The following is a 19,476-nucleotide window of genomic DNA, read 5'->3' as shown; positions in this document are numbered from 1 at the left end:
TATTGTAGCGAAAAAATCATTTTTTCCATACCGTCAACGCTAGACCCAGTTTTTAACCAGTTAGCGACAACAGCAACTAGGACGCGCTACTCTATAATAAGCTGGCAGTTCAGCCGGATCTGCGCTGCCAGCGATCGCCGATCGACTCACAACTTTGCCATCACAATGTCACACACTTACTTTGATTCTGAAAACGGTCACAAATCCTTCGAGATGCCCGGTGCTAGGCCCCACTACAACCCCGATCGCCCCGGTCAAGTAGAGCACATTTTCCTCGACTTAGTGCTGAATATTCCCAAACAAAGCTTTCGCGGCACTTGCAGCATCCGCATCAATCCAGTCCGCAGCGGTATTGACAAATTAACCTTAGATGCTGTAAACCTGAATATTAAATCAGTAAAAGTCGGCGAAATTGACCAAAATTTCGACAGCGATGGCGAAGTGCTGCAAATTCAACTACACGAACCAACAGAAGCTTACCAACCAATTACAATTGCGATCGAATACTCGGTCGAAAAACCACAGCGCGGGCTCTATTTCGTCGGCCCGGACAAACACTATCCAGACAAACCAACACAAGTTTGGACTCAAGGCGAAGACGAAGATTCCCGCTTCTGGTTTCCCTGTTTCGACTATCCCGGACAACTCGCTACTTCGGAAATTCGAGTCCAAGTTCCGAGACAACTCTTTGCTATTTCCAACGGCGAATTAATTAGTACAAAAAACGAAGGCGACGATAAAATTTATCACTGGTCCCAAACCCAGGTACACCCGACTTACTTAATGACCTTAGCAGTCGGAGATTTTGCCGAAATTAAAGACGAATGGAACGGCAAACCAGTTAATTATTACGTGGAAAGAAGCCGCGAAGCAGACGCTAAGCGCAGCATGGGCAAAACGCCTCAAATGATTGAATTCTTCTCTAAAGCATTTGGCTATCCTTACCCTTTTCCCAAATACGCTCAAGTCTGCGTCGATGATTTCATCTTCGGCGGTATGGAAAATACTTCGACAACTTTGCTAACAGATAGGTGCTTGCTAGACGAACGCGCCGCCCTCGACAATCGAGGCACTGAAAGCTTAGTCGCCCACGAATTGGCTCACCAGTGGTTCGGGGATTTAGTAGTAATTAAACATTGGTCTCACGCTTGGCTGAAAGAAGGCATGGCTTCTTATTCCGAGGTGCTGTGGACTGATAAAGAATATGGCAAAGAAGAGGCGGCTTACTATATGTTAAATGAAGCCCGCAATTATTTAGCTGAAGACAGTTCCCGCTACCGCCGCCCCATTGTTACTCACGTTTACCGCGAAGCAATCGAATTGTACGATCGCCATTTGTACGAAAAAGGTGCCTGTGTCTATCACATGATTCGCGCCGAGTTGGGCGACGAATTATTTTACAAAGCAATTCACACTTTTGTGCGGGATAACGCTCACCAAACTGTAGAAACCGTCGATTTGCTCAGGGCGATCGAAAAGGCTACCGGTCGCAATCTCATGTTTTTGTTTGACCAGTACGTTTATCGTGGCGGCCATCCAGATTATAAGGTTGCTTATTCCTGGGATGGCGACAGCAAATTAGCCAAAATTACTGTTACCCAAACTCAGGTAAAAGATAGCAAAAATGGCAACGGCAACAGCAAAGATGTATTCGATTTGAAAATCCCGATCGGCTTCGGTTACAAGCCGGAAAAAGAAGAAGACGATGGCAGTTCTGTACCTTCAACCCCGAACCTAAAAACTTTCACAGTCCGAGTGCATGAGCGCGAGCAAAGCTTCTACTTTCCCCTAGAAGAGAAGCCTGCATTTATCAGTTTTGATGTCGGCAATAAATACTTAAAAACAGTTGTTTTAGAGTATGGAATTGCGGAACTCAAAGCTCAGTTGCAATTCGATCCCGACCCGGTTTCCCGGATTTACGCTGCCCAAGCTTTGGCGAAAAAAGGAGGACTGGAAGCGGTGAAAACGCTGTCAGAAGTTCTCAAGAAAGAGCCGTTCTGGGCAGTACGGGCAGAAGTTGCCGGTCAGTTAGTTGAAATTAAACTAGACCAAGTTTTTGAAGGTTTAGTAAGTGGTTTAAAAGATAAAGATGCTCGTGTTCGTCGCGCTGTGGTGAATGCGCTGGGTAAAATCCAAACTCACGAAACTTATAAAGCGCTGAGATCGATCGTCGAAAAAGGCGACGACAGCTATTACGTAGAAGCAGCAGCAGCGACTGCTATGGGCTCCATTGCAGGGGCTAACCCCGACGAAAAACCGACCGACGAACAGGTACTGAAAGAGTTAAAATTGGTGCTCAAAGAGCGTCAGGGGTGGAATGAGGTAGTGCGATCGGGTGCGATCGCAGGTTTGGCGCAGATGAAAACTTCTGAAGATGCGCTGAATTTAATATTGAAATACACAGCCGTCGGTACTCCGCAAGCTTTGCGCTTGGCTGCAATTCGATCTTTGGGGACAATTTCGACCGGTCAAACGAAGGTCAATTTAGAACGGATTTTGCAGCGATTGGCAGAATTGTCTAAAGAGACGTTTTTCTTGACTCAAGTCTCTGTAGTAGCCGGATTAGGACAAATGCAAACTCGCAAAGCAATTCGCATTTTGCGTTCTTTAGCTGACCAAACTCCCGATGGCCGCGTTCGCCGCATGGCTGATGAAGCTGTGCAAAGAGTGCAGAAAAATGCTGGTTCTGATGCAGCGGTAAAGCAGTTGCGGGAGGAATTAGACCAGGTGAAAAAGGAGAATCAAGATTTGAGGAGTCGGATGGAAAATTTGGAGGCTAAGGCGAAGAAAGATTAGGTGTAACACCCCATACCGGCGCAGATCAAGGCAGATATTGGCGATCGGCTTTTATCTGCTTGTCGGTAGAGGATTTCGCGCAGTTATTATAATAATATTATTGTTCAGTGGGAGTGCAGTGGGAGTGCAGGGGAATTTCCTATTTTGCACAGAGGGTAAAAACCAAATATCTTTATTCTCCACTTTGTTGTCTCCACTGGGGAATTATCTAGAATCTGGATGCAATTTTTATTTTTTAGTTGTCAACTGTTGATGAAGTTGCAGTAGCTTTGTCACCCAGAAATATTGCAGAAATCATGAGTATAAGAAGCGCTGTATTGATAGAGCAATCGGGGGTAATTCCCTATCGCATTCAAGACGGACAAATTGAAGTAATGCTGATTACTTCTTCGGCTAGCAAGCGCTGGGTTATTCCCAAAGGATTAATTGAACCTGACATGACTCCCCAAGATTCCGCCGCCAAGGAAGCTTGGGAAGAAGCAGGTTTGTTGGGTAAAGTGTTCCCGGATTTGCTAGGAACTTACGAGTATCAAAAATCCGGCTGTACTTGGCTGGTAGGAGTATTTCTACTGCAAGTGGAAGCAGTTCTGGAAATTTGGCCGGAAGCTAGCAAGAGAAAGCGCCAGTGGGTAAGTATTCCTAAATCAATTAAGCGGGTTAATGAACCGGAACTCAAACTCATTTTGGCGGATTTGCCGAATCGGTTTTGGTGAAGAGTGGCTCGGTAAAGGTTCTGACAGCATGATTCAAGCCAGAGTTAACATAAAATTAGAACAAATCCGCCCTTCAGATGACGTAGCTCCTGGCTATGTAGGGCTTACTGAATAAGTTAGGAAAAATCGCGATCGCAATTAATGGGCAATTCAAGCTCGGCAAAACATAACTTTTTGTTGACTATAACTTGCCCAGTTATAGCTTTTAATAATCATTGAACCATAAATAGGTGTGATTTTTGGTTTTTGACATAAAAACACACAAAAAACCCGTCTTAACCAGGTAGCAAGGTTCATCACTAAAAAAGTAATAGCAATAGCTGTTTCCGAAGTATTATCAAGCTTTGCCATCACTCGATTCAAGCTAAATCTTCTTTTACCTTGTCCAAATTTGCCCTCAATAGAGTTACGAATTCTTTCATCTTCCCAGGCTTGTTTCTTGGTTTCCTTACTAACAATTGCTGGTGGCCTTCCTAAAGGGGGGCCACTAATTCTAATTCCTCTTTCTTTACACCAGGCTCGATTTTCCCTGGTTCGATAAATGCGATCGGCATGGACTGATTCTGGATAGCATCCTGTGTAAATTTTAAATGCTTCAAATGAGTGCTTTTAAGTCTCCTGATTCGTTAAAGTTATCCCAACTTATCCGGTCTAAAAATACATATCCTTCACTGCAACTCGCTGACAGTTTAGCTCCAAACTCTACGGGTTTTCCTGCTTTTCCTCTAACAATGGGACGGATGTGCGGTTGGCTTAAACTTACCCCAACTGTCCGATATACTCTGTTTTTTATTTTCCAATAACCAGAGTTGTTGGCGATAGACTTCTGTGAGAACTAGCAAGGTTTTATATTGCTTTTTGGTCAAACTTTGTAGGGTGGCACCTGATTCGATTAGCTGTTCAATATTAGCGAGGTTTCTTTTGATATATTGCAGTTGTTTTTTAAGGGCTTGGATTTTTTTGTTTCGTTTAGGTCGTCGTTGTTTTGCTACTGCTAAGTAGTCTTTCCTGGCTATTTTCCGGTAGGTTCTGGGTTTTTTATTGATTTTTACTTTGAGGGATTTATAGAGAATATCGATGATTTTTTCGGTATGAACTCTGGCTCGGTTTAATAGCCCTAAGTCGGTGGGATAGCTAATATCTGCTGGAGCACAGGTCGCATCTATGACTAATTTTCCTTGATTGGTTAATTCATTTTTTGCGTCCGAATCCTTTTTTTTTTCGGGCGGTTTTGGGGTGGTTTCGCGCATTTTTTCCACCATCCGTTCGTTCACTTTCTTGATTAAGTTTGCACTGATTCGCTGCCGAAAGTGGACTAATAATGATGGATCAAATGGGGGTTCATTACTGTATGTTGATTGACCTATAAAGTATTGCAGGTATGGGTTTTCTCGGATCTGTTCTACTGTTTCTATGTCGCTGATTCCCAGCTTTTCTTTGATAATTAATGCCCCTAATGCCATCCTAAATGATGCAAGCGGGTGCTCCCATTTCGGTCGGAAAATTTGCAGCATATTCTGATTCAAATTCTAACCAAGGAATTAGTTGGGTCATTTTTACCCAACGGTTATCTTCTGACAATCTTCCTTCAAAGGGGAGTTCAAAGTCGGATGGGGAGCTTGGGGCAAGCTCAGCTTTTCTATACACGATCGCAGGTGGTGATGCACGGGTTTTGACTGATTATACCTGTTTTTCACGGCGACCCTTACTACTTTTTTGTTCGGAAAACCCATACACTGTTTACTTTTCTCACTGATTCAGCAAGCCCTATGTATCTGTAATTGAGTTCGGTACTCCCAAAGCACGGATCTTGAAATACTCCCCGGCGTAAACGCACGGGGATTCTTTACGCTTCACCGACTGATGCAACCGAAGTTGTCTTACTCTGTCTCTGCGTACATTTAGAGTCGTGGCGATTCCCCATCCCGACTTTCTCTATATTCTTAGCGGCATTTTCATCTCTATCCTGCTCGGTGTTGCAACTTAGACAAAGCACTGAGCGGATAGATAAATCAATTTTGCCCCACTTGAATCCACAATCCGAACACACTTGGCTAGTGGGTTCCCAGCGACTAATTACCTTAAACTCTCTACCAAGTTTCTCTGATTTAGCCTCGCAAAGCGTTCGGAATTCGTACCAGCCTTGCTGACTAATCGCTCTTGAAAGTTTCCGGTTCTTGACCATTCCTGACACATTCAAATCTTCCAAAATAATCACTTGGTTTTCGTTGACTATTTTGGTTGACAGTTTGTGGAGAAAATCTTTGCGGGTGTCGGCAATTCCATTATGCAGTTTCGCAATTCTGATGCGAGTTACATTCCTTCTCCTAGAATCTTTGGGCTGATGGGCTAATTTGCGTTGTAGTTTGCGAACTTTTCGGTCTAGTTTTTTATAGCTAGGGCTTTCGACTTTTTCACCGTTACTCATTACTGCAAAAGTTTTAATTCCCAAATCAATCCCGATACTTGGGCTTTTAGCTTCGGATTGAATTGGTTTGACCTCTACAACAAAACTTAGAAAATAGCGGTTCGCACAGTCTTTGATTACCGTGACAGAGCTAGGTTCAGATGGCAATTCTCTAGACCAGACTGGGTTAACAATTCCAATCTTGGCTAAATAAACTCCATCACCTTTGAGGGAAAACCCTCCAACTCTAAAACGCGCCGATTGGCTGTTAGTTCGTTTTTTGAACTTAGGATATCCGACTTTACGTCCTTTTCTTTTCCCTTTGCAGGAGTTGAAGAAGTTCTTAAAAGCAACATCCAGGTCGGCAACCGACTGCTGTAATGGGACGCAGGACACATCTCCTAGCCAAGCTCTTTCCTCAGTATTTTTAGCCTGGGTAATTACGATTTTTTGCAAATCTACTGAACTCGGCTTTTTCTCGGACTGCTTACACAGAGCAAGCGCATGGTAAACTAAGCAAGGCTGTCACCAGCCCTGCTCGTCTTCAAAACCGGACGTGAAGCTTTCACCTCATCCGGCTCCTCAGTAATAAGGCTCTTGTCATGAGTACCTCTATTCCCCGTTTTTGAGGGTGAAGGCTTGGCGCGATTACAGCCAGATTTGTTGCCAAGACTTCCATCCTTGGTTGTCTTTTCATCGTGGCAATGTCGGTGGAGTAGTTGCAAATTGTCATAGCTATCCTTTCCGCCTTTCGACTTAGGGATAACGTGGTCTACTTCTAACACCGATTCTTCTGTGAAGTGTAATCCGCAGTGGGTACATTTGCCTTTCTGTCGTTTCAAGAGTGTTGCCACATCTTTAGGGACTTCGGGGTTTTTGCCCATTCTTGCACTCCAGTACACAAGGTTGCCATCATAGGGACTAGCATCGCCTTTGACTTTCACATGACGCACGATATCTGTAGCGTTGTGATTTTGTAACCGCAAGGGGTTTTTCCTTTCTTGCCTGGTTGCGAATACCCAGTTATCATCGCCTATGGTTTGCCAATATTTGTTGGCTATCCATTCCCCTGATTTATTCGGGTGGCGTCTATGTGCCCAGCTTTTTAGCTTCTTGTACACTTTGTGTCCCAGTTCGGAGTATGTTTCCTTGCTGGTAACAGTGCGGTAATAGTTAGCCCATCCTCTGATGATTGGATTTAAATGAGTTATCAGCGCAGCTTGTGGAGCTGTTTTATGCTGTTCTATTACCTCAGAGATACTGTCATAGTGTAGCTTTAGCTTCTGCTTGCTGGGTTTGATGAGCGTCTTGAATCCAAGTGGTTCCCCATGAGGATTACAACCCGTGTTATATTTACCTACTGGGTACTGTCTGATATTAAACCCCAGGAAGTTAAACCCCGCGTCTTGCTCATCATGTTTATTCAATGTATGGGCAAGGCGCGTTTTACTTGGTTTCAATTCAAGTCCAATGCCGTTTAGCCACTCAGAAATCACTTCTTTACATCTATGGACAACGGTTAAGTCCTCGTGCAGTATTACGAAGTCGTCGGCGTACCGGATTAGGCTTAGAGATTGGCGATTTCCTCGCTTACTATGTCCTCGTGGTGTTGGCAATGTTTCAGCCACCTGCTTTATCCGTTCTTCCATCCCGTGAAGGGCAATGTTTGCCAGTAGCGGAGAGATGACCCCGCCTTGTGGCGTACCCTCAGATGTGGGGAATAATTGATTGCCATCCATCACTCCCGATTTGAGCCAAGCGTTTATCTGGCGTCTTAAGGTCGGGAATGTATTTAATTTTTTGAGAAGTTCCCCGTGGTTTATGCGGTCAAAGCATTTCGCGATGTCGGCATCCAGCACATATTTAGCCTTTGACTTAATAGCGTTAAAGATTGCCTCGACAGCATCATGGCATGAACGTCCTGGTCGGAATCCATAGGAGTTGGGTTCAAACCTTGCTTCCCACTCCGGTTCAAGCATCAATTTCACTAACGCCTGAAGCGCTCTGTCGTACATCGTGGGAATACCAAGGGGGCGTTTTTCATCCGTTCCTGGTTTGTCAATCCATACCCGTCGAGTGGGTTTGGTTTTCCCCTTTAGCTCAAGTTTTTCCACCAGTGCTATCCTTTGGACGGGTGAGAGTGATTTAACTCCGTCTACTCCGGCTGTTTCTTGCCCTGGTTGTCTTGCGTCACGCGACGTACAGCTAGCATCTTTCCTGACCAAGACCTCATCAATGTCTTCTGGAGTCTGCGGACTGCTTTCAAATCACCACGACTAGAGGCTTGGAATATTCTTTTTTGCAGCTTAAAGATTCGCCGTTCCAGCTTACGCCAGTCCGTCTCTCTCCATTCCACCATCTGATTGCTCAGTGTTTTAGACATTTGTACTGCTACTCTACACTATTCCTTCCTTATCACCGTGAGTCTGTCTGCATATCCTTGTCATTACAGCAAGGCGTTTGCTTCTGACTCAATCCCACCCACTCGCAGCATCCGGTTAGCACCTGCTCACGGTATTTGATTTCCGAGAGAACATACGAGGGGTTACTTCGTTCCGAACGACCATGCTATGAACCTTTAGAGCTCCACTATCCACCGGGTTTATTTAGAGATGCTGTTGGTCGGGGAACGAACCGCCAACCTTTTTTTCCTTTGCCTTTTTGGCTCCAGCTAATCAGTCCTTTTTGCTGGTTGTAGTTGACGATGGTTCAGTCGTGGATTCAGACGTAATGTTTTACTCATGGGTTCTTTGCTTGCCCCGCACTATCCTGAACTGGAAGTGTTGAGAGGCTTTCATCCCCGCTCTACGGATTGAGGGCTAGTCGCTACCGCAGGGGATGTGCTTTCACCTGGCATCTACAGGGGAGGGTTTTGCACCCTCATGGTCGCTCAGTTGTCAAGGTTCATTTTCGGGATTACTCCCTATTTTTGTCCTTGCTGCTAATCCCCCAAACCCTTCTTATTGGATTTGGTTTCTAGCAAACGAATCGCACCGTTCCAGACTACACGCACGCAGCCAAACAACTGAGCTAGGCTCTGTCGTTGTTGGTCGGTTGGGTAGAATCTGTAACGATATCGTGATTTCAAAACTGTGCTAAATTTGGTCTGCAACTAAATCATATCTTGGTTTGCCAAAAATGACAACCGACTATCGCCGAGAACGACATTCTGTTACAGAACTTAAGATCCACTTGGTCTGCGTGACAAAGTATCGTCGGCCTGTATTTACAAGTGAAAGTCTTGACTTGATTGAAAAATCATTTCGAGAGGTTGCCGAAAAAATGAATTTTCAGGTTCTAGAGTTTAACGGTGAAGGCAATCACGTTCATGCGCTGATTGAGTATCCGCCTAAACTTTCTGTTTCTCAAATAGTGAATGCGCTAAAAGGGGTGTCTAGCCGTCGATATGGGCAAGCCGGACACAAGAAACCACACAAGGAAGCTTTGTGGAGTCCCAGTTATTTCGCAGTTTCCGTAGGTGGTGCACCTCTAGAAGTCTTAAAGGAGTATATTAGGAATCAAGAAAAGCCGTCCTAAAAGGACGGGGCTTGTGTCCCATTTTCTTGGTCAAAAAATGCAGACCGTAGAAGCCCTTCACCGCGAAGCAATGGAACTGGTCGATCGAGCAGTTCTCGCCCGTCAGTGCGGTGATATCGACCAAGTGACTGCACTCACCAGAGCCGCCTTTGCGAAAGAACGGGCGGCAGCGGATTTAGTAGCAAACGAATGGGATTTTGAGCCGACTCGTTCTATACTGCATCGGAGCGCCGCCGTACTTGCCATTGAGTGTGCCCAACTCCGGGAAGCAGAACGGCTGATTGGACGCGCCCTCGCAGGCAACCCTCCCACGGACATTGCGGATGAACTGCGTGACCTGCTTATCGAAGAAATTTACTCGCAGCGCCAAGCGATTGGAGCTTAATTTATTTAAGCGTTAGCTGACAGAAAAGGAATACTTTCGGCTAAGTTATCCTTAACTTCTATGCCCTGTTTTCTCGCCCAAAACTGGCTCAAAAAGTGAATTTGCCGCAAGCCGACAACTAAATTTAAACCTGGTACAAAAAGCCACCAAACTGTTAGGGGTTCTTTGATTCCTTCTTGGCGGTACAATTCGTTAACTGTCTTGTAAAGTTTGAACTGCACGATGTAAATCCAAGCAATACCGAGGAAGGAAAACCAACCAAACCATCCGGGAACGTCAGGATCGAATATCCGCAAAGCTTGGGGGACGGCTACTCCTAAAACAAAGGGAAGCAAGCAAAGAGTTCCCGACCAACCGCTGCCGTTATAGCGGCGCAATTCTTCTTGAATGATCCATTTGTACCATCCGTAATATAGCAGCAAGCTGACTCCAGACAGCAAAATTACTCGCCACAAAGAGCGCGGTTTACCTAAAGGTTTGTCGGACATATTTAGATGTAAGATATGAATTGCTATCTTGATTATATTAACATTTGTTAATTCATTTGTTAATTATTGCAAAATCATTTCTCGAATCGATCGCGCTGTTGCAGGGGCCAGCAGAACACCGTTGCGATAGTGGCCGCTGGCGATGAGAACGCGATCGTTACCGGGAAGCGTCTCGATAATTGGGGCCGGCCGCCCTTCCGGCCGCGGGCGCAATCCCGACCATTTCCTGATGATTGAGGCGAATGCTAAGCCCGGACAAAGGGAGCTCGCCCTCGCCATCACTTGCGCCAACATATCAGCATTCGCCGGAATTTCCCCGCCATTTTCGGAAAACTCCACCGTCGCCCCCACCCAAAATTCCTGATTTCCCAAAGGCACAATGTGAACGTCATCGCAAGTAATTACCGGGCTAAAATCTGGGTTTCCTAAAGGATTGGGCGTCAGTAAATGCAGCGCTTGTCCCAACACCGGGCGAATGTCAACCAACTGATTTAACGATGCAGTCACAGCAGCAGAACCCAAACCAGCGCACACAATTAGTCGATCGAAATTTTCCATAACAGGCAGGATGCCTGTTCCACAAGAGATATTGACTGCAATGGAAGATGGGAGTTGACTCTGAGACACCTGAGAATTCAACTCAGTAATTCCTTCAACTTCCACGCCAAACTCAAAAATCACTCCATTGCGTTCTGCAGCATCAACCAAAGCCAAAGTTAGCGCCGTCGGATCGACTTGCCGGTCTTGAGGCGAATAAATCGCAGCAATAATGCGATCGTTTAAATAGAGATGAGGGCAGCAATCGCGGACTCGTTCCACATCCCAAAGTTCCAATTGCCAACCTTGAGACTGGCGAGTTGCTATCAATTTTTCCCACTTACTTAAATCCTCTCCCTCCGAACAAAGCATTAAAATTCCCTGTTTGTTAAAAGGAATTTTTCGCCCCGTAACTGCTTCTAATTCAGGAATCAAAGTTTCGTAGCGCTGAAGGCTGGCTTCCCTCAACTGCCAATTTCTGCCCTTAGTTTTGTGGCCGATCACTCCCATCAAAACACCCAGTGCAGCGCCAGTAGAACCTTGTGCCGGCGGCTGTTTGTCGAACACAGTAACTTTCAGTTCGGGAAATTGACTTAGTTCAAAGGCGATCGAAGCCCCAATAATACCGCAACCAATAATTGCAACGCGAACCATTCAATTTTATATTTTAGATTTTATATTTTAGATTAACTGCTTCCTAGGTTCTGCCCGTATAAGCCTTGTTCGGGCGGGCTTTCCGGCCCGCCGCACAAGAAAACTGATTCTTTGTTTGTGGAACAGGCATCTTGCCTGTTCTTGACAATGATACAAGATGTGAGTTAAGGCTAATTAAGCTTTAGGAATTAGCTGCAAGAAGCTATCGAAATCATTGACAGCTTTTTGATAGCTGGCCGTGACTTTTGCATAGTCAAGGTCTTTAGCAGCAAGATCGATGTTAACCAAATCGGCAAACAAACTCTTAGTTAAATCAACAGCTTGTTTTTGAGAACTAGGCAACAAACTCGCAGAGACCATTTTCATGGTGTTCCGCAAGTCGCCTAGAGGCCCGTGAATGTAAGTTCTGGTATCAACCCAATTCCGTTTTTGAATTAGGGTACCCAATTTGTCCATGCGCGATCGGAACTCTGTCAGGGTAGGAACATAGCGCTGAATTTGCTGGATTTGGGCTGTTGTGTAAGTCGTTGGAACTTTTGCTTCGACACTGCTGCAACTGACCAGAAATGCCATCAAAAACGCCATCATCAAGGCAAAAATTGAACGGGGACGAGTCATATCGATTTTAGATTTTAGATTTTAGATTTCTCGTTTTCAGGAAAAGCCTGGGAATGCAGCTCGGCGAGGAGCTGGTTCACTGACTTAGCACCGAGAGTTATGTACAAAATATTATTTTACCTCCTGGCGGCGCAGAAAAGTTATCACAGCATTGCCAACTTTTTCTGACCAATGTTCTTGAGGATAATGCCCCGCTTGTTCCAGTGTGACTAATTCTGCATTTTGCAGGGAACCGACTAGCTTTTGAACTGGTTCAACACTCAGCCAAGGATCTGTCAAACCCCAGACAAATAAAGTTGGTCGAGTCCATGCTTTCAAGCCGGATTCTATTTCGGCCATTGACTGCGGCAACTGAATATTGCGGACAGTATTCATCAGCGATCGACCTGCATCCGAACTCTTCAAAAACGGGCGGCGGTAAACATCTAAATCCTTGTCTGATATTGTCTGGCGGCAGCCGCCTTCGAGAGTTCTGTCAACCAAAAGCGGGTCTTGCGTCATCATGTCGCCAATAAAAGGCAGTCCCAACTGTTGCATTTTCCAAGGCAACTTGATATCTGGTGAAACTGGTGTATTGATGACGGCTAGACGCTCAATTTTATCGGGATTGCGTAAAGCGTATTGAATGCCTGCTGAAGCTAAAAATCCTTGGACAACGAGGTAAAATCGGTCTAATTCTATAGCTTGAATAAAGCCAGCGAGGGCGTCAACAAAAGCATCGGGAGTGTAGGCAAAGTCGCGCTTGTCTGGTTTTGTCGATCGCCCGTAACCCACCCAATCGGGGGCGATCGATCTAAATCCCTGTGCCGCCAAATCCGGCATCATTACAGTCCAGGTAAAACTCTGGGACGGCAAACCGTGCAGCAGCAGTACGGGCGGTTTCTCAGTTTCGTTAACCGGATTTGTTTCCCGATAAAACCATTGCAGCGGGCCTACTTCAACTATCTTCTCATCAATTAACATTATTTTACTTGTTATTTATCAAACAATAAGGCGGGGAATACCCGCCCTACTTACTTAATAGTTGAGTGTGCACAGAGTACCTTACCCAACTAATTACAGCCGCACTTAGAAATTCATTTCAGCAGCTTGAACTTTTTCGACCTGTTTCTTCTTGAGAACCAGCATAATTTGAGCCAGCATGGTCAAAGCCACGAAAGCCATCAATCCTTTAACGCGATCGGCACTTTGCAGCACAATCTCCACGTCTTTTTGACCGAAGCCGCCCACATTAGGATTGTTCGTCAAAAGTTCGCCTGCTGCAACTGTTTGTCCTTCGGAAACAATCAGTTCTGGGCCTGCGGGAATCGTATCAACAACGGCTGCACCTTCTGCAGGTTGAATTGTCACTTCATAACCGCCAGCTTCCGGTTGAGCAATCTTAGAAATGGTGCCAGCTACCGAAGCATTGTAAACAGTATTATTGCTCTTTTCGCCAGTAGGATAAACCTGACCGCGACCGCGGTTGCCGCCAACATAAATTTGGTATTTGCCGTAGTGAACGGACTTGTCAGTTGCCGGATTCGGCGACAAAACTGGGAATACCAATTCTTTGTACTGTTCTCCCGGCACCGGGCCCACTAAAACAATATTTTCTTGGGTTTCGCTGTAAGGTTGGAAGTAAAGATCGCCGACTTTTTCCTTCATTTCTTCGGGAATTCTGTCAGCGGGAGCAATCTTGAAACCTTCGGGCAACATCACAACTGCGCCGACATTCAAGCCGCCTTTGCTGCCGTCGCCGACAACTTGCTGCACGCTAGTATCGTAGGGAACTTTGACAATAGCTTCAAAAACTGTGTCAGGCAAAACAGATTGCGGTACTTCAACTTGAGTCGGTTTTGCACCGAGGTGACAGTTAGCGCAAACAATGCGACCTGTTGCTTCGCGGGGAGTAGCGGGTGCTGTTTGCTGGGCCCAGAAAGGGTAAGCAAATGCTGCTTGGGGAAGTGCGATATCGCTGGTGAGGAAAAATCCTGCAGCTGCGATCGCAATTAAGGCAGTTTTCGCGATCGTCCTGGCACTGCGGCGAAATATCGCAGATAAATTAGTTTGTGGCATTAGAGTATTCAATCTCAAAGGTCAGACAATGCGTGAATTTTAGATTTTGAATTTTGGATTTTGGATTTTGGATTATTAGACTGTTTTAGGGATGCAATTATCTTGGATTTTCACCGCTGACTCCAATCTAAAATCTCAAATCTAAAATCCAAAATTGTTTAAGACCACCAAGGTTCTTCGCCGGTGCGGAAATCAGTTTCTTTCCAAGGGGTAAAAGCGATCTTGTCATCTGCGACAGTGGCGTGGGCCAGGGCCAGAGACAAAGGCGCTGGGCCGCGCACCACTTTGCCCTCATTGTTGTATTGAGAACCGTGGCAAGGACAGATAAACTTGTTTTCGCTAACATTCCAAGGCACGACGCAACCCAAGTGAGTGCAAACTGCATTGATGCCGTAGTCGGCGAGAGATTGGTCTTTTTCCACCACAAGATAAGTGGGGTCGCCTTTGAGACCTTGGGCTAAGGTGCGATCGCCCGCAGGGTGCGAAGCCAAATATTTGCTAACGATGATGTCGTTGCCCAAAGCATCTTTAGCCGTCACCCCGCCGCCAACTGCCCCACTCGACGGAGGAACAAAATATTGGACAACGGGATAGAGTGCGCCCAGTGCAACACCTGTGACTGTACCGAACGTCAGCAAATTCATAAATTGGCGACGCCCCATATCGGGGACATCGGGATTTCCAGCAGAAGATTGAGCCATGACCTGCCTTTACGGTTTTAAGTTACGTTTGTTTGTTAGCTGTTAGCGAACCTGTACGTGCAGACAACTGGGATAATTGCCGTTAATCTGCTAGCACAAATTTTAGGCCGCGAAAATTCCTTTTAAGAATGCGCCTTCCAGCCTTTATTAGAGTATTATTACATTTTTTGAACTTTGTCTTTTATTGTTTAATGGATTAACTCAGGAGCAACCATGACGGGCAAGGATTTACACCAGCTACTGCTAGAAAAATGGGGAAAGTCTTACGATATCAGATTGCGGCGAACGCGGGGCAAGATTTTTGTGCAAGTTATGTGGAAATATCTAGAACAGGCATCTTTTCCGATGACGGAGGCTGATTATTTCGAGCATTTGGATGCGGTGGCCAATTACCTCAACGGCTGGGGGAGCACTGAACAGGTGAGAGAATACATCGTAACTACTCGCGATCGCCCTCGTTTGGGCAAAGCTGTCAGCGTTGCTCTAGATTTGGGTGAAAGAGCCTCGGAGTGGTTGCTAGACGAGTTTTGAATCACTCAGTCGATTTTAGATTTTAGATTTTAGATTTTAGATTGACAATCAAGCATCCAGGATACCCGCCACGTGATTCATCCCTTCGCAGACTCAGGACCCAGAAATAAAAAACCTGTATCCGATGAAACTTGCCCCCCGAATTTATCCGTGGGGTCAATGCTTCAATCTAAAATCTAAAATCTAAAATCTAAAATCGATTGACTCCACAGCCGGGATCTGGGAGAGTTCCCTAAAGTTTTGTGTCGCGCCGCGGCTGGATTAGTTGAGCCCAAAGTCCCGAAAATCGATCGGCGAGCTTGTCATACGACTTGCCGCTGGTGAGAAACTAAGCTGTGCCGCATCTAATTTGCACGGGTGTTTTGATTCAAAGTCTTGTGGGGCGGGCTTTGCTGCGCGCGCCCTGCTGTGGGATTTAAATGTCGCAACAGTTTCTGGGGCTTTTTAGGGGCTTTTTTTATTTTGGGCGATCGTCCTTCATGCTTGCCAAAATCGCCACCAATTTCTGTCCGCAATTTCACACAAAAGTGCGGGATGCCGTTGGCGAGGGTGTATGCGCCACCTTCCTAGGAAAGCGGATCGGGGGACTTCAGTCCCTGTCAATCTTATGTTATAGTCAAGTCGCAAGTAAGAATAACCACTAGCGCATTGAAGTAACTTAACAAGGTGAAACCCCTGATTCAGCTCGTCTCGGTGATGCCGCAGCCTGGTTGGACAAGTAAGGATAAGTTGCTGAGCGTAAATCAAAATTTGGTGGACTCGGAAAGCTTCGATCAAAACTAAAAGTAAGCGCAATTGCAATACCTTTTGTACTGGTAGTCGTTTTGAGCGTGTAGAGGCACTTTGACAATGCCTTTGTAAGTCCAAATGTGGGCTATTCAAGAATCGAGCTCGGCTAAAGCCCGCTTGAGTGTCAAATAGAATGAGTGTCAGATATCTTGTGAAATTTAGGAGAATGTTGTAATGGGTGTTGCACTGGGAATGGTTGAAGTCTTAGGATTTCCCGCTGCCGTAGAAGTTGCAGACTCAATGGTGAAAGCAGCCCGTGTTACTTTAGTTCGCTATGAGAAAATAACCCGCGCCTACTGGACAATTATAGTGCGAGGAGATGTTTCTGAAGTGCAAGCAGCCGTTGATGCTGGAATTGAATCAGTTAAAAAGGTCGATGGCGGAAAGTTGCTATCGTATCACATAATTGCTCGTCCCCACGAGAATCTGGATTACGTTTTGCCGATCGGCTATACTCCCGAAGTCGAACAGTTCCGAATGTAGTCAGTCGATTTTAGATTTTAGATTTTAGATTTTAGATTTACTTTTGTATTGAATCTGAGAGCTTGAAACTTAGTCTAAAATTTTGGGTGTTCCACTCCTTAAGTCGCGGGGTTTTACCTGGTTTTACGCGGGTTCAAAGTTTTGACAAAACTTTGATGTTGAATTTTAACTTTAAGTAATTATAGAGGCGCGGGCGATCGCGTCTCTATATTTTTTATAAACCTTAAAAGTGAGCGATCGCCCAATACTCAGCAACAAATTACCATCAGGCGGAAAATATTTATAGGATTCATTAAAAATTAGCAATTAACCATTAGCAATTTGGCTTGCTACCAGTCTGCGAACTTATCTGTTGCCTCGATTAAACAGGTGCGAATTCCCGGTTCGCTCATCGAATGTCCGGCATCGGCAACTACAATGAACTCAGCTTCAGGCCAAGCACGATGCAGTTCCCACGCCGACATCATCGGACAAACAACATCATATCTTCCCTGAACGATAACCGCCGGAATCTTGCGGATGCGATCGATATTTAAAAGCAATTTATCTTCCGGCTCAATAAATCCCTTATTGATAAAATAATGGCACTCAATTCTAGCAAACGCCTCCGCGAAAGCATCAATTCCAAATCTTTGCTTTAAATCTAAATCTGGAAACAATCTACTCGTACTCCCTTCCCAAATTGACCAAGCACGAGCCGCTTCTAATCTAATCTGAGCATCTGGACTCGTCAAGCGTTGGTAATAAGCTGTTAGCAGATCGTCCCTTTCATTTATGGGGATAGGTTTAACATATTCCTCCCAAGCATCAGGGAAAATATAACTTGCTCCTTCTTGATAAAACCAGCGAATTTCTTTTCGTCTCAACATAAAAATGCCGCGCAAGATTAAACCCTTGCAACGGTCGGGATGGGTTTGACTGTAAGCTAAAGATAGAGTGCTTCCCCAACTACCACCAAAAACAACCCATTGCTGAATATTTAAATATTCTCGAAGTTTCTCAATATCGTTGACTAAATCCCAAGTGGTATTTTCTTGCAATTCTGCATGAGGTTTACTTTGACCGCAGCCGCGTTGGTCAAACATCACCAAACGCCATTTTTCCGGGTCAAAATATTGTCGGTAAAAAGGCGGACATCCACCTCCTGGTCCCCCGTGTAGCAATACAATAGGTTTTCCCTCTGGGTTGCCAGACTCTTCAAAATGAATGGTATGGAGCTCAGAAACTTTGAGTTTTCCTTCGTTATAAGGTTGTCTAGGCGGGTAAAGTTCTCGCATTTTTTCAAGGATTTATAACTCGACAGTGTTTATTTTACATCATGAAGAAATCACCGTCCTAAAAGCTTCACCAAACCAACCCCGCCAAAATAAAGAGCCAACACCGCACCTCCTAAAAGACTTTGCGTTAAAGGGTCAGTAGAAGGCGTTAAAACCGCTCCCAAAACTGCCGCTCCCAAGACTACATACCGCCAGCCGGAGAGCATTTGGTTGGAAGAAAATATGCCCAAAACACCGAGCAATACTTGGACGATCGGGATTTGAAAAGCTAAGCCGGTGCAGAACATTAACAGCAGCACAAATTTAAAGTATTTGTCGATCGACCACAACTGCTCTACAACATCCGCCCCATAGCTAACAAAGAAGTTGAGCGCCGCCGGAATCAGAGCGATGTAAGCAAATACTAAACCGCCCAAAAATAGGAAACTCGAACCGAAAAACACCGGCCCCAGCAACCTGCGTTCTTTGCGAGTCAAACCGGGGAGAACAAACAGCGCTATTTGGTAAAAAATAAACGGACTGGCGAGGAGCAAACCGCTGTATCCGGCTACTTCGATAGAAACAAAGAAATACTCGCCGGGAGCTAGTTGCAGAAACTTGACGGGCCCGGCCGGTACTTCGAGCAGTTGCACTATGGGTTTAACTGTGAAAAAACAACCGATTACAGCGATTACTACTGCAATTAGCGAGTAAAAAATTCGCTGGCGCAATTCTTCTAAATGCTCGAATAAAGACATTTCAACTTCGTCGGGAAGTTCATCGAGATATTCATTTTCTAGGTTGCGGGAACCCAGAAAACTGTCGGCGATTAGGGCAATGTTATTTTCCGGGATAACTGATTTGTCTTCTAAGTTACTGACAGCCTCTAAATCATCTGCTATGGATGCAATGTTATTTTCCGGGATAACTGATTTGTCTTCTAAGTTACTGACAGCCTCTAAATCATCTGCTATGGATGCAATGCTATTTTTGGGGCTAACTTTTTTCTCGTCTAAGTTACTGACAGCCTCTAAATCATCCGCGATTGGTGCAATGCTATTTTCCGGGATAACTGATTTGTCTTCTAAGTTACTGACAGCCTCTAAATCATCCGCGATTGGGGCAATGCTATTTTCCGGGATAACTGATTTGTCTTCTAAGTTACTGACAGCCTCTAAATCATCCGCAATTGGGGCAATGCTATTTTCCGGGATAACTGATTTGTCTTCTAAGTTACTGACAGCCTCTAAATCATCCGCAATTGGGGCAATGCTATTTTCCGGGATAACTGATTTGTCTTCTAAGTTACTGACAGCCTCTAAATCATCCGCAATTGGGGCAATGCTATTTTCCGGGCTAACTTTTTCTAGGTTGTTGTCGGAACCTTGTTCGGATGTCTCCAAGTCTGAGGGCACAGTCATAGGTATTGTTGATTTTATTTAGGTTTTACGTTTATTAGTCTTGGGTGCAGGTGGTAGCAGAAATCAGTTTCTGGATTAAGGGCGATCGCTCTTTTTACTTTA

18 protein-coding genes and 2 pseudogenes are annotated in these 19,476 nt (G+C 45.2%); 6 read left to right on the top strand and 14 right to left on the bottom strand.

The window, feature by feature from the left end; genetic code table 11:
- Positions 1-165: 165 nt before the first annotated feature.
- Together OSC7112_RS09950 and OSC7112_RS09945 are read left to right on the top strand one after the other, a co-directional pair.
- Positions 166-2,796: a M1 family metallopeptidase gene (locus OSC7112_RS09950; RefSeq protein WP_015175782.1), complete on the top strand. Its 2,631-nt coding sequence runs from the start codon at positions 166-168 to the stop codon at positions 2,794-2,796.
- 296 nt (positions 2,797-3,092) lie between these two features.
- Positions 3,093-3,509: an NUDIX hydrolase gene (locus OSC7112_RS09945; protein WP_015175781.1), complete on the top strand. Its 417-nt coding sequence runs from the start codon at positions 3,093-3,095 to the stop codon at positions 3,507-3,509.
- 150 nt (positions 3,510-3,659) lie between these two features.
- Here OSC7112_RS09945 and OSC7112_RS09940 read toward each other — a convergent pair.
- The 4 genes and pseudogenes from OSC7112_RS09940 to OSC7112_RS35530 all read right to left on the bottom strand — a co-directional run bounded on the left by OSC7112_RS09940 (position 3,660) and on the right by OSC7112_RS35530 (position 9,004).
- Positions 3,660-5,156: pseudogene (locus OSC7112_RS09940) on the bottom strand (IS5 family transposase).
- A 199-nt stretch (positions 5,157-5,355) separates the two neighbouring features.
- Positions 5,356-6,411 carry an RNA-guided endonuclease InsQ/TnpB family protein gene (locus OSC7112_RS09935; protein WP_223300870.1) on the bottom strand — a complete coding sequence of 352 codons (1,056 nt, stop codon included), beginning with the start codon at positions 6,409-6,411 and terminating at the stop codon, positions 5,356-5,358.
- A gap of 17 nt (positions 6,412-6,428) precedes the next feature.
- Positions 6,429-8,299: pseudogene (gene ltrA, locus OSC7112_RS09930) on the bottom strand (group II intron reverse transcriptase/maturase).
- A gap of 558 nt (positions 8,300-8,857) precedes the next feature.
- Positions 8,858-9,004, bottom strand: a complete 147-nt coding sequence (locus OSC7112_RS35530) for a helix-turn-helix domain-containing protein (protein ID WP_317623913.1) — start codon at positions 9,002-9,004, stop codon at positions 8,858-8,860.
- 50 nt (positions 9,005-9,054) lie between these two features.
- Here OSC7112_RS35530 and tnpA point away from each other — a divergent pair, with 50 nt between their 5' ends.
- Both tnpA and OSC7112_RS09920 read left to right on the top strand, forming a co-directional pair.
- Positions 9,055-9,453 carry an IS200/IS605 family transposase gene (gene tnpA, locus OSC7112_RS09925; protein WP_015175779.1) on the top strand — a complete coding sequence of 133 codons (399 nt, stop codon included), beginning with the start codon at positions 9,055-9,057 and terminating at the stop codon, positions 9,451-9,453.
- A gap of 37 nt (positions 9,454-9,490) precedes the next feature.
- On the top strand, positions 9,491-9,838 hold the full coding sequence (locus OSC7112_RS09920; RefSeq protein ID WP_041622461.1) for a hypothetical protein: 348 nt from the start codon (positions 9,491-9,493) through the stop codon (positions 9,836-9,838).
- A gap of 5 nt (positions 9,839-9,843) precedes the next feature.
- Here OSC7112_RS09920 and OSC7112_RS09915 read toward each other — a convergent pair whose 3' ends face one another.
- The 6 genes from OSC7112_RS09915 to petC form a co-directional block, all read right to left on the bottom strand.
- The gene (locus tag OSC7112_RS09915; protein WP_015175777.1) at positions 9,844-10,326 is read right to left on the bottom strand and encodes a hypothetical protein; all 483 of its coding nucleotides are present in this window, start codon (positions 10,324-10,326) and stop codon (positions 9,844-9,846) included.
- A gap of 63 nt (positions 10,327-10,389) precedes the next feature.
- Entirely contained in the window at positions 10,390-11,517 is a 1,128-nt protein-coding gene (locus OSC7112_RS09910; protein WP_015175776.1) for an NAD(P)/FAD-dependent oxidoreductase, read from the bottom strand.
- Positions 11,518-11,691: 174 nt separating this feature from the next.
- Positions 11,692-12,135, bottom strand: coding sequence for a photosystem II protein PsbQ (gene psbQ, locus OSC7112_RS09905; protein ID WP_015175775.1), 444 nt, complete (start codon positions 12,133-12,135; stop codon positions 11,692-11,694).
- A 111-nt stretch (positions 12,136-12,246) separates the two neighbouring features.
- Positions 12,247-13,098: an alpha/beta fold hydrolase gene (locus OSC7112_RS09900; RefSeq protein ID WP_015175774.1), complete on the bottom strand. Its 852-nt coding sequence runs from the start codon at positions 13,096-13,098 to the stop codon at positions 12,247-12,249.
- A gap of 105 nt (positions 13,099-13,203) precedes the next feature.
- Positions 13,204-14,193 carry a cytochrome f gene (gene petA, locus OSC7112_RS09895; RefSeq protein WP_015175773.1) on the bottom strand — a complete coding sequence of 330 codons (990 nt, stop codon included), beginning with the start codon at positions 14,191-14,193 and terminating at the stop codon, positions 13,204-13,206.
- Positions 14,194-14,351: 158 nt separating this feature from the next.
- Positions 14,352-14,894, bottom strand: coding sequence for a cytochrome b6-f complex iron-sulfur subunit (petC, locus tag OSC7112_RS09890; protein WP_015175772.1), 543 nt, complete (start codon positions 14,892-14,894; stop codon positions 14,352-14,354).
- A gap of 213 nt (positions 14,895-15,107) precedes the next feature.
- On the opposite strand from petC, the gene OSC7112_RS09885 reads away from it, so the two are divergent.
- The gene (locus OSC7112_RS09885) at positions 15,108-15,425 is read left to right on the top strand and encodes a DUF3067 family protein (protein WP_015175771.1); all 318 of its coding nucleotides are present in this window, start codon (positions 15,108-15,110) and stop codon (positions 15,423-15,425) included.
- Between the two features lie 344 nt (positions 15,426-15,769).
- Here the strand turns inward: OSC7112_RS09885 and OSC7112_RS39560 are convergent, their stop codons facing one another.
- The gene (locus tag OSC7112_RS39560) at positions 15,770-15,946 is read right to left on the bottom strand and encodes a hypothetical protein (protein ID WP_190274360.1); all 177 of its coding nucleotides are present in this window, start codon (positions 15,944-15,946) and stop codon (positions 15,770-15,772) included.
- Positions 15,947-16,388: 442 nt separating this feature from the next.
- On the opposite strand from OSC7112_RS39560, the gene OSC7112_RS09880 reads away from it, so the two are divergent.
- Entirely contained in the window at positions 16,389-16,697 is a 309-nt protein-coding gene (locus OSC7112_RS09880; RefSeq protein WP_015175770.1) for a carbon dioxide-concentrating mechanism protein CcmK, read from the top strand.
- 171 nt (positions 16,698-16,868) lie between these two features.
- Here the strand turns inward: OSC7112_RS09880 and OSC7112_RS41715 are convergent, their stop codons facing one another.
- The 3 genes from OSC7112_RS41715 to tatC are packed head-to-tail and all read right to left on the bottom strand — an operon-like array spanning position 16,869 to position 18,792.
- Positions 16,869-17,003 (bottom strand): hypothetical protein, encoded by a 135-nt coding sequence (locus OSC7112_RS41715; RefSeq protein WP_263053599.1) that lies wholly within the window; start codon positions 17,001-17,003, stop codon positions 16,869-16,871.
- Positions 17,004-17,026: 23 nt separating this feature from the next.
- Positions 17,027-17,974, bottom strand: coding sequence for a prolyl aminopeptidase (gene pip / locus OSC7112_RS09875; protein WP_015175769.1), 948 nt, complete (start codon positions 17,972-17,974; stop codon positions 17,027-17,029).
- A 50-nt stretch (positions 17,975-18,024) separates the two neighbouring features.
- A complete protein-coding gene (gene tatC / locus OSC7112_RS09870) occupies positions 18,025-18,792 on the bottom strand; it encodes a twin-arginine translocase subunit TatC (protein WP_223300869.1) in 768 nt (255 codons plus the stop codon).
- Positions 18,793-19,476: the final 684 nt, after the last annotated feature.

Origin of the sequence: Oscillatoria nigro-viridis PCC 7112, assembly GCF_000317475.1 — a bacterium.
GTDB classification, from domain to species: Bacteria; Cyanobacteriota; Cyanobacteriia; order Cyanobacteriales; family Microcoleaceae; genus Microcoleus; species Microcoleus nigroviridis.
Note: the sequence above shows the minus strand (reverse complement) of the source record. Positions and strands in the feature narration are given on the sequence as shown.

What these genes read in the sequence shown, in the direction of transcription:
- OSC7112_RS09910 (WP_015175776.1), bottom strand. Translation starts at nt 11,517, where the DNA reads ATGGTTCGCGTTGCAATTATTGGTTGCGGTATTATTGGGGCTTCGATC.
- psbQ (WP_015175775.1), bottom strand. Translation starts at nt 12,135, where the DNA reads ATGACTCGTCCCCGTTCAATTTTTGCCTTGATGATGGCGTTTTTGATG.
- OSC7112_RS09885 (WP_015175771.1), top strand. Translation starts at nt 15,108, where the DNA reads ATGACGGGCAAGGATTTACACCAGCTACTGCTAGAAAAATGGGGAAAG.
- OSC7112_RS09920 (WP_041622461.1), top strand. Translation starts at nt 9,491, where the DNA reads ATGCAGACCGTAGAAGCCCTTCACCGCGAAGCAATGGAACTGGTCGAT.
- OSC7112_RS09950 (WP_015175782.1), top strand. Translation starts at nt 166, where the DNA reads ATGTCACACACTTACTTTGATTCTGAAAACGGTCACAAATCCTTCGAG.
- tnpA (WP_015175779.1), top strand. Translation starts at nt 9,055, where the DNA reads ATGACAACCGACTATCGCCGAGAACGACATTCTGTTACAGAACTTAAG.
- pip (WP_015175769.1), bottom strand. Translation starts at nt 17,974, where the DNA reads ATGCGAGAACTTTACCCGCCTAGACAACCTTATAACGAAGGAAAACTC.
- OSC7112_RS09915 (WP_015175777.1), bottom strand. Translation starts at nt 10,326, where the DNA reads ATGTCCGACAAACCTTTAGGTAAACCGCGCTCTTTGTGGCGAGTAATT.
- OSC7112_RS09880 (WP_015175770.1), top strand. Translation starts at nt 16,389, where the DNA reads ATGGGTGTTGCACTGGGAATGGTTGAAGTCTTAGGATTTCCCGCTGCC.
- petA (WP_015175773.1), bottom strand. Translation starts at nt 14,193, where the DNA reads ATGCCACAAACTAATTTATCTGCGATATTTCGCCGCAGTGCCAGGACG.
- petC (WP_015175772.1), bottom strand. Translation starts at nt 14,894, where the DNA reads ATGGCTCAATCTTCTGCTGGAAATCCCGATGTCCCCGATATGGGGCGT.
- OSC7112_RS09900 (WP_015175774.1), bottom strand. Translation starts at nt 13,098, where the DNA reads ATGTTAATTGATGAGAAGATAGTTGAAGTAGGCCCGCTGCAATGGTTT.
- OSC7112_RS09945 (WP_015175781.1), top strand. Translation starts at nt 3,093, where the DNA reads ATGAGTATAAGAAGCGCTGTATTGATAGAGCAATCGGGGGTAATTCCC.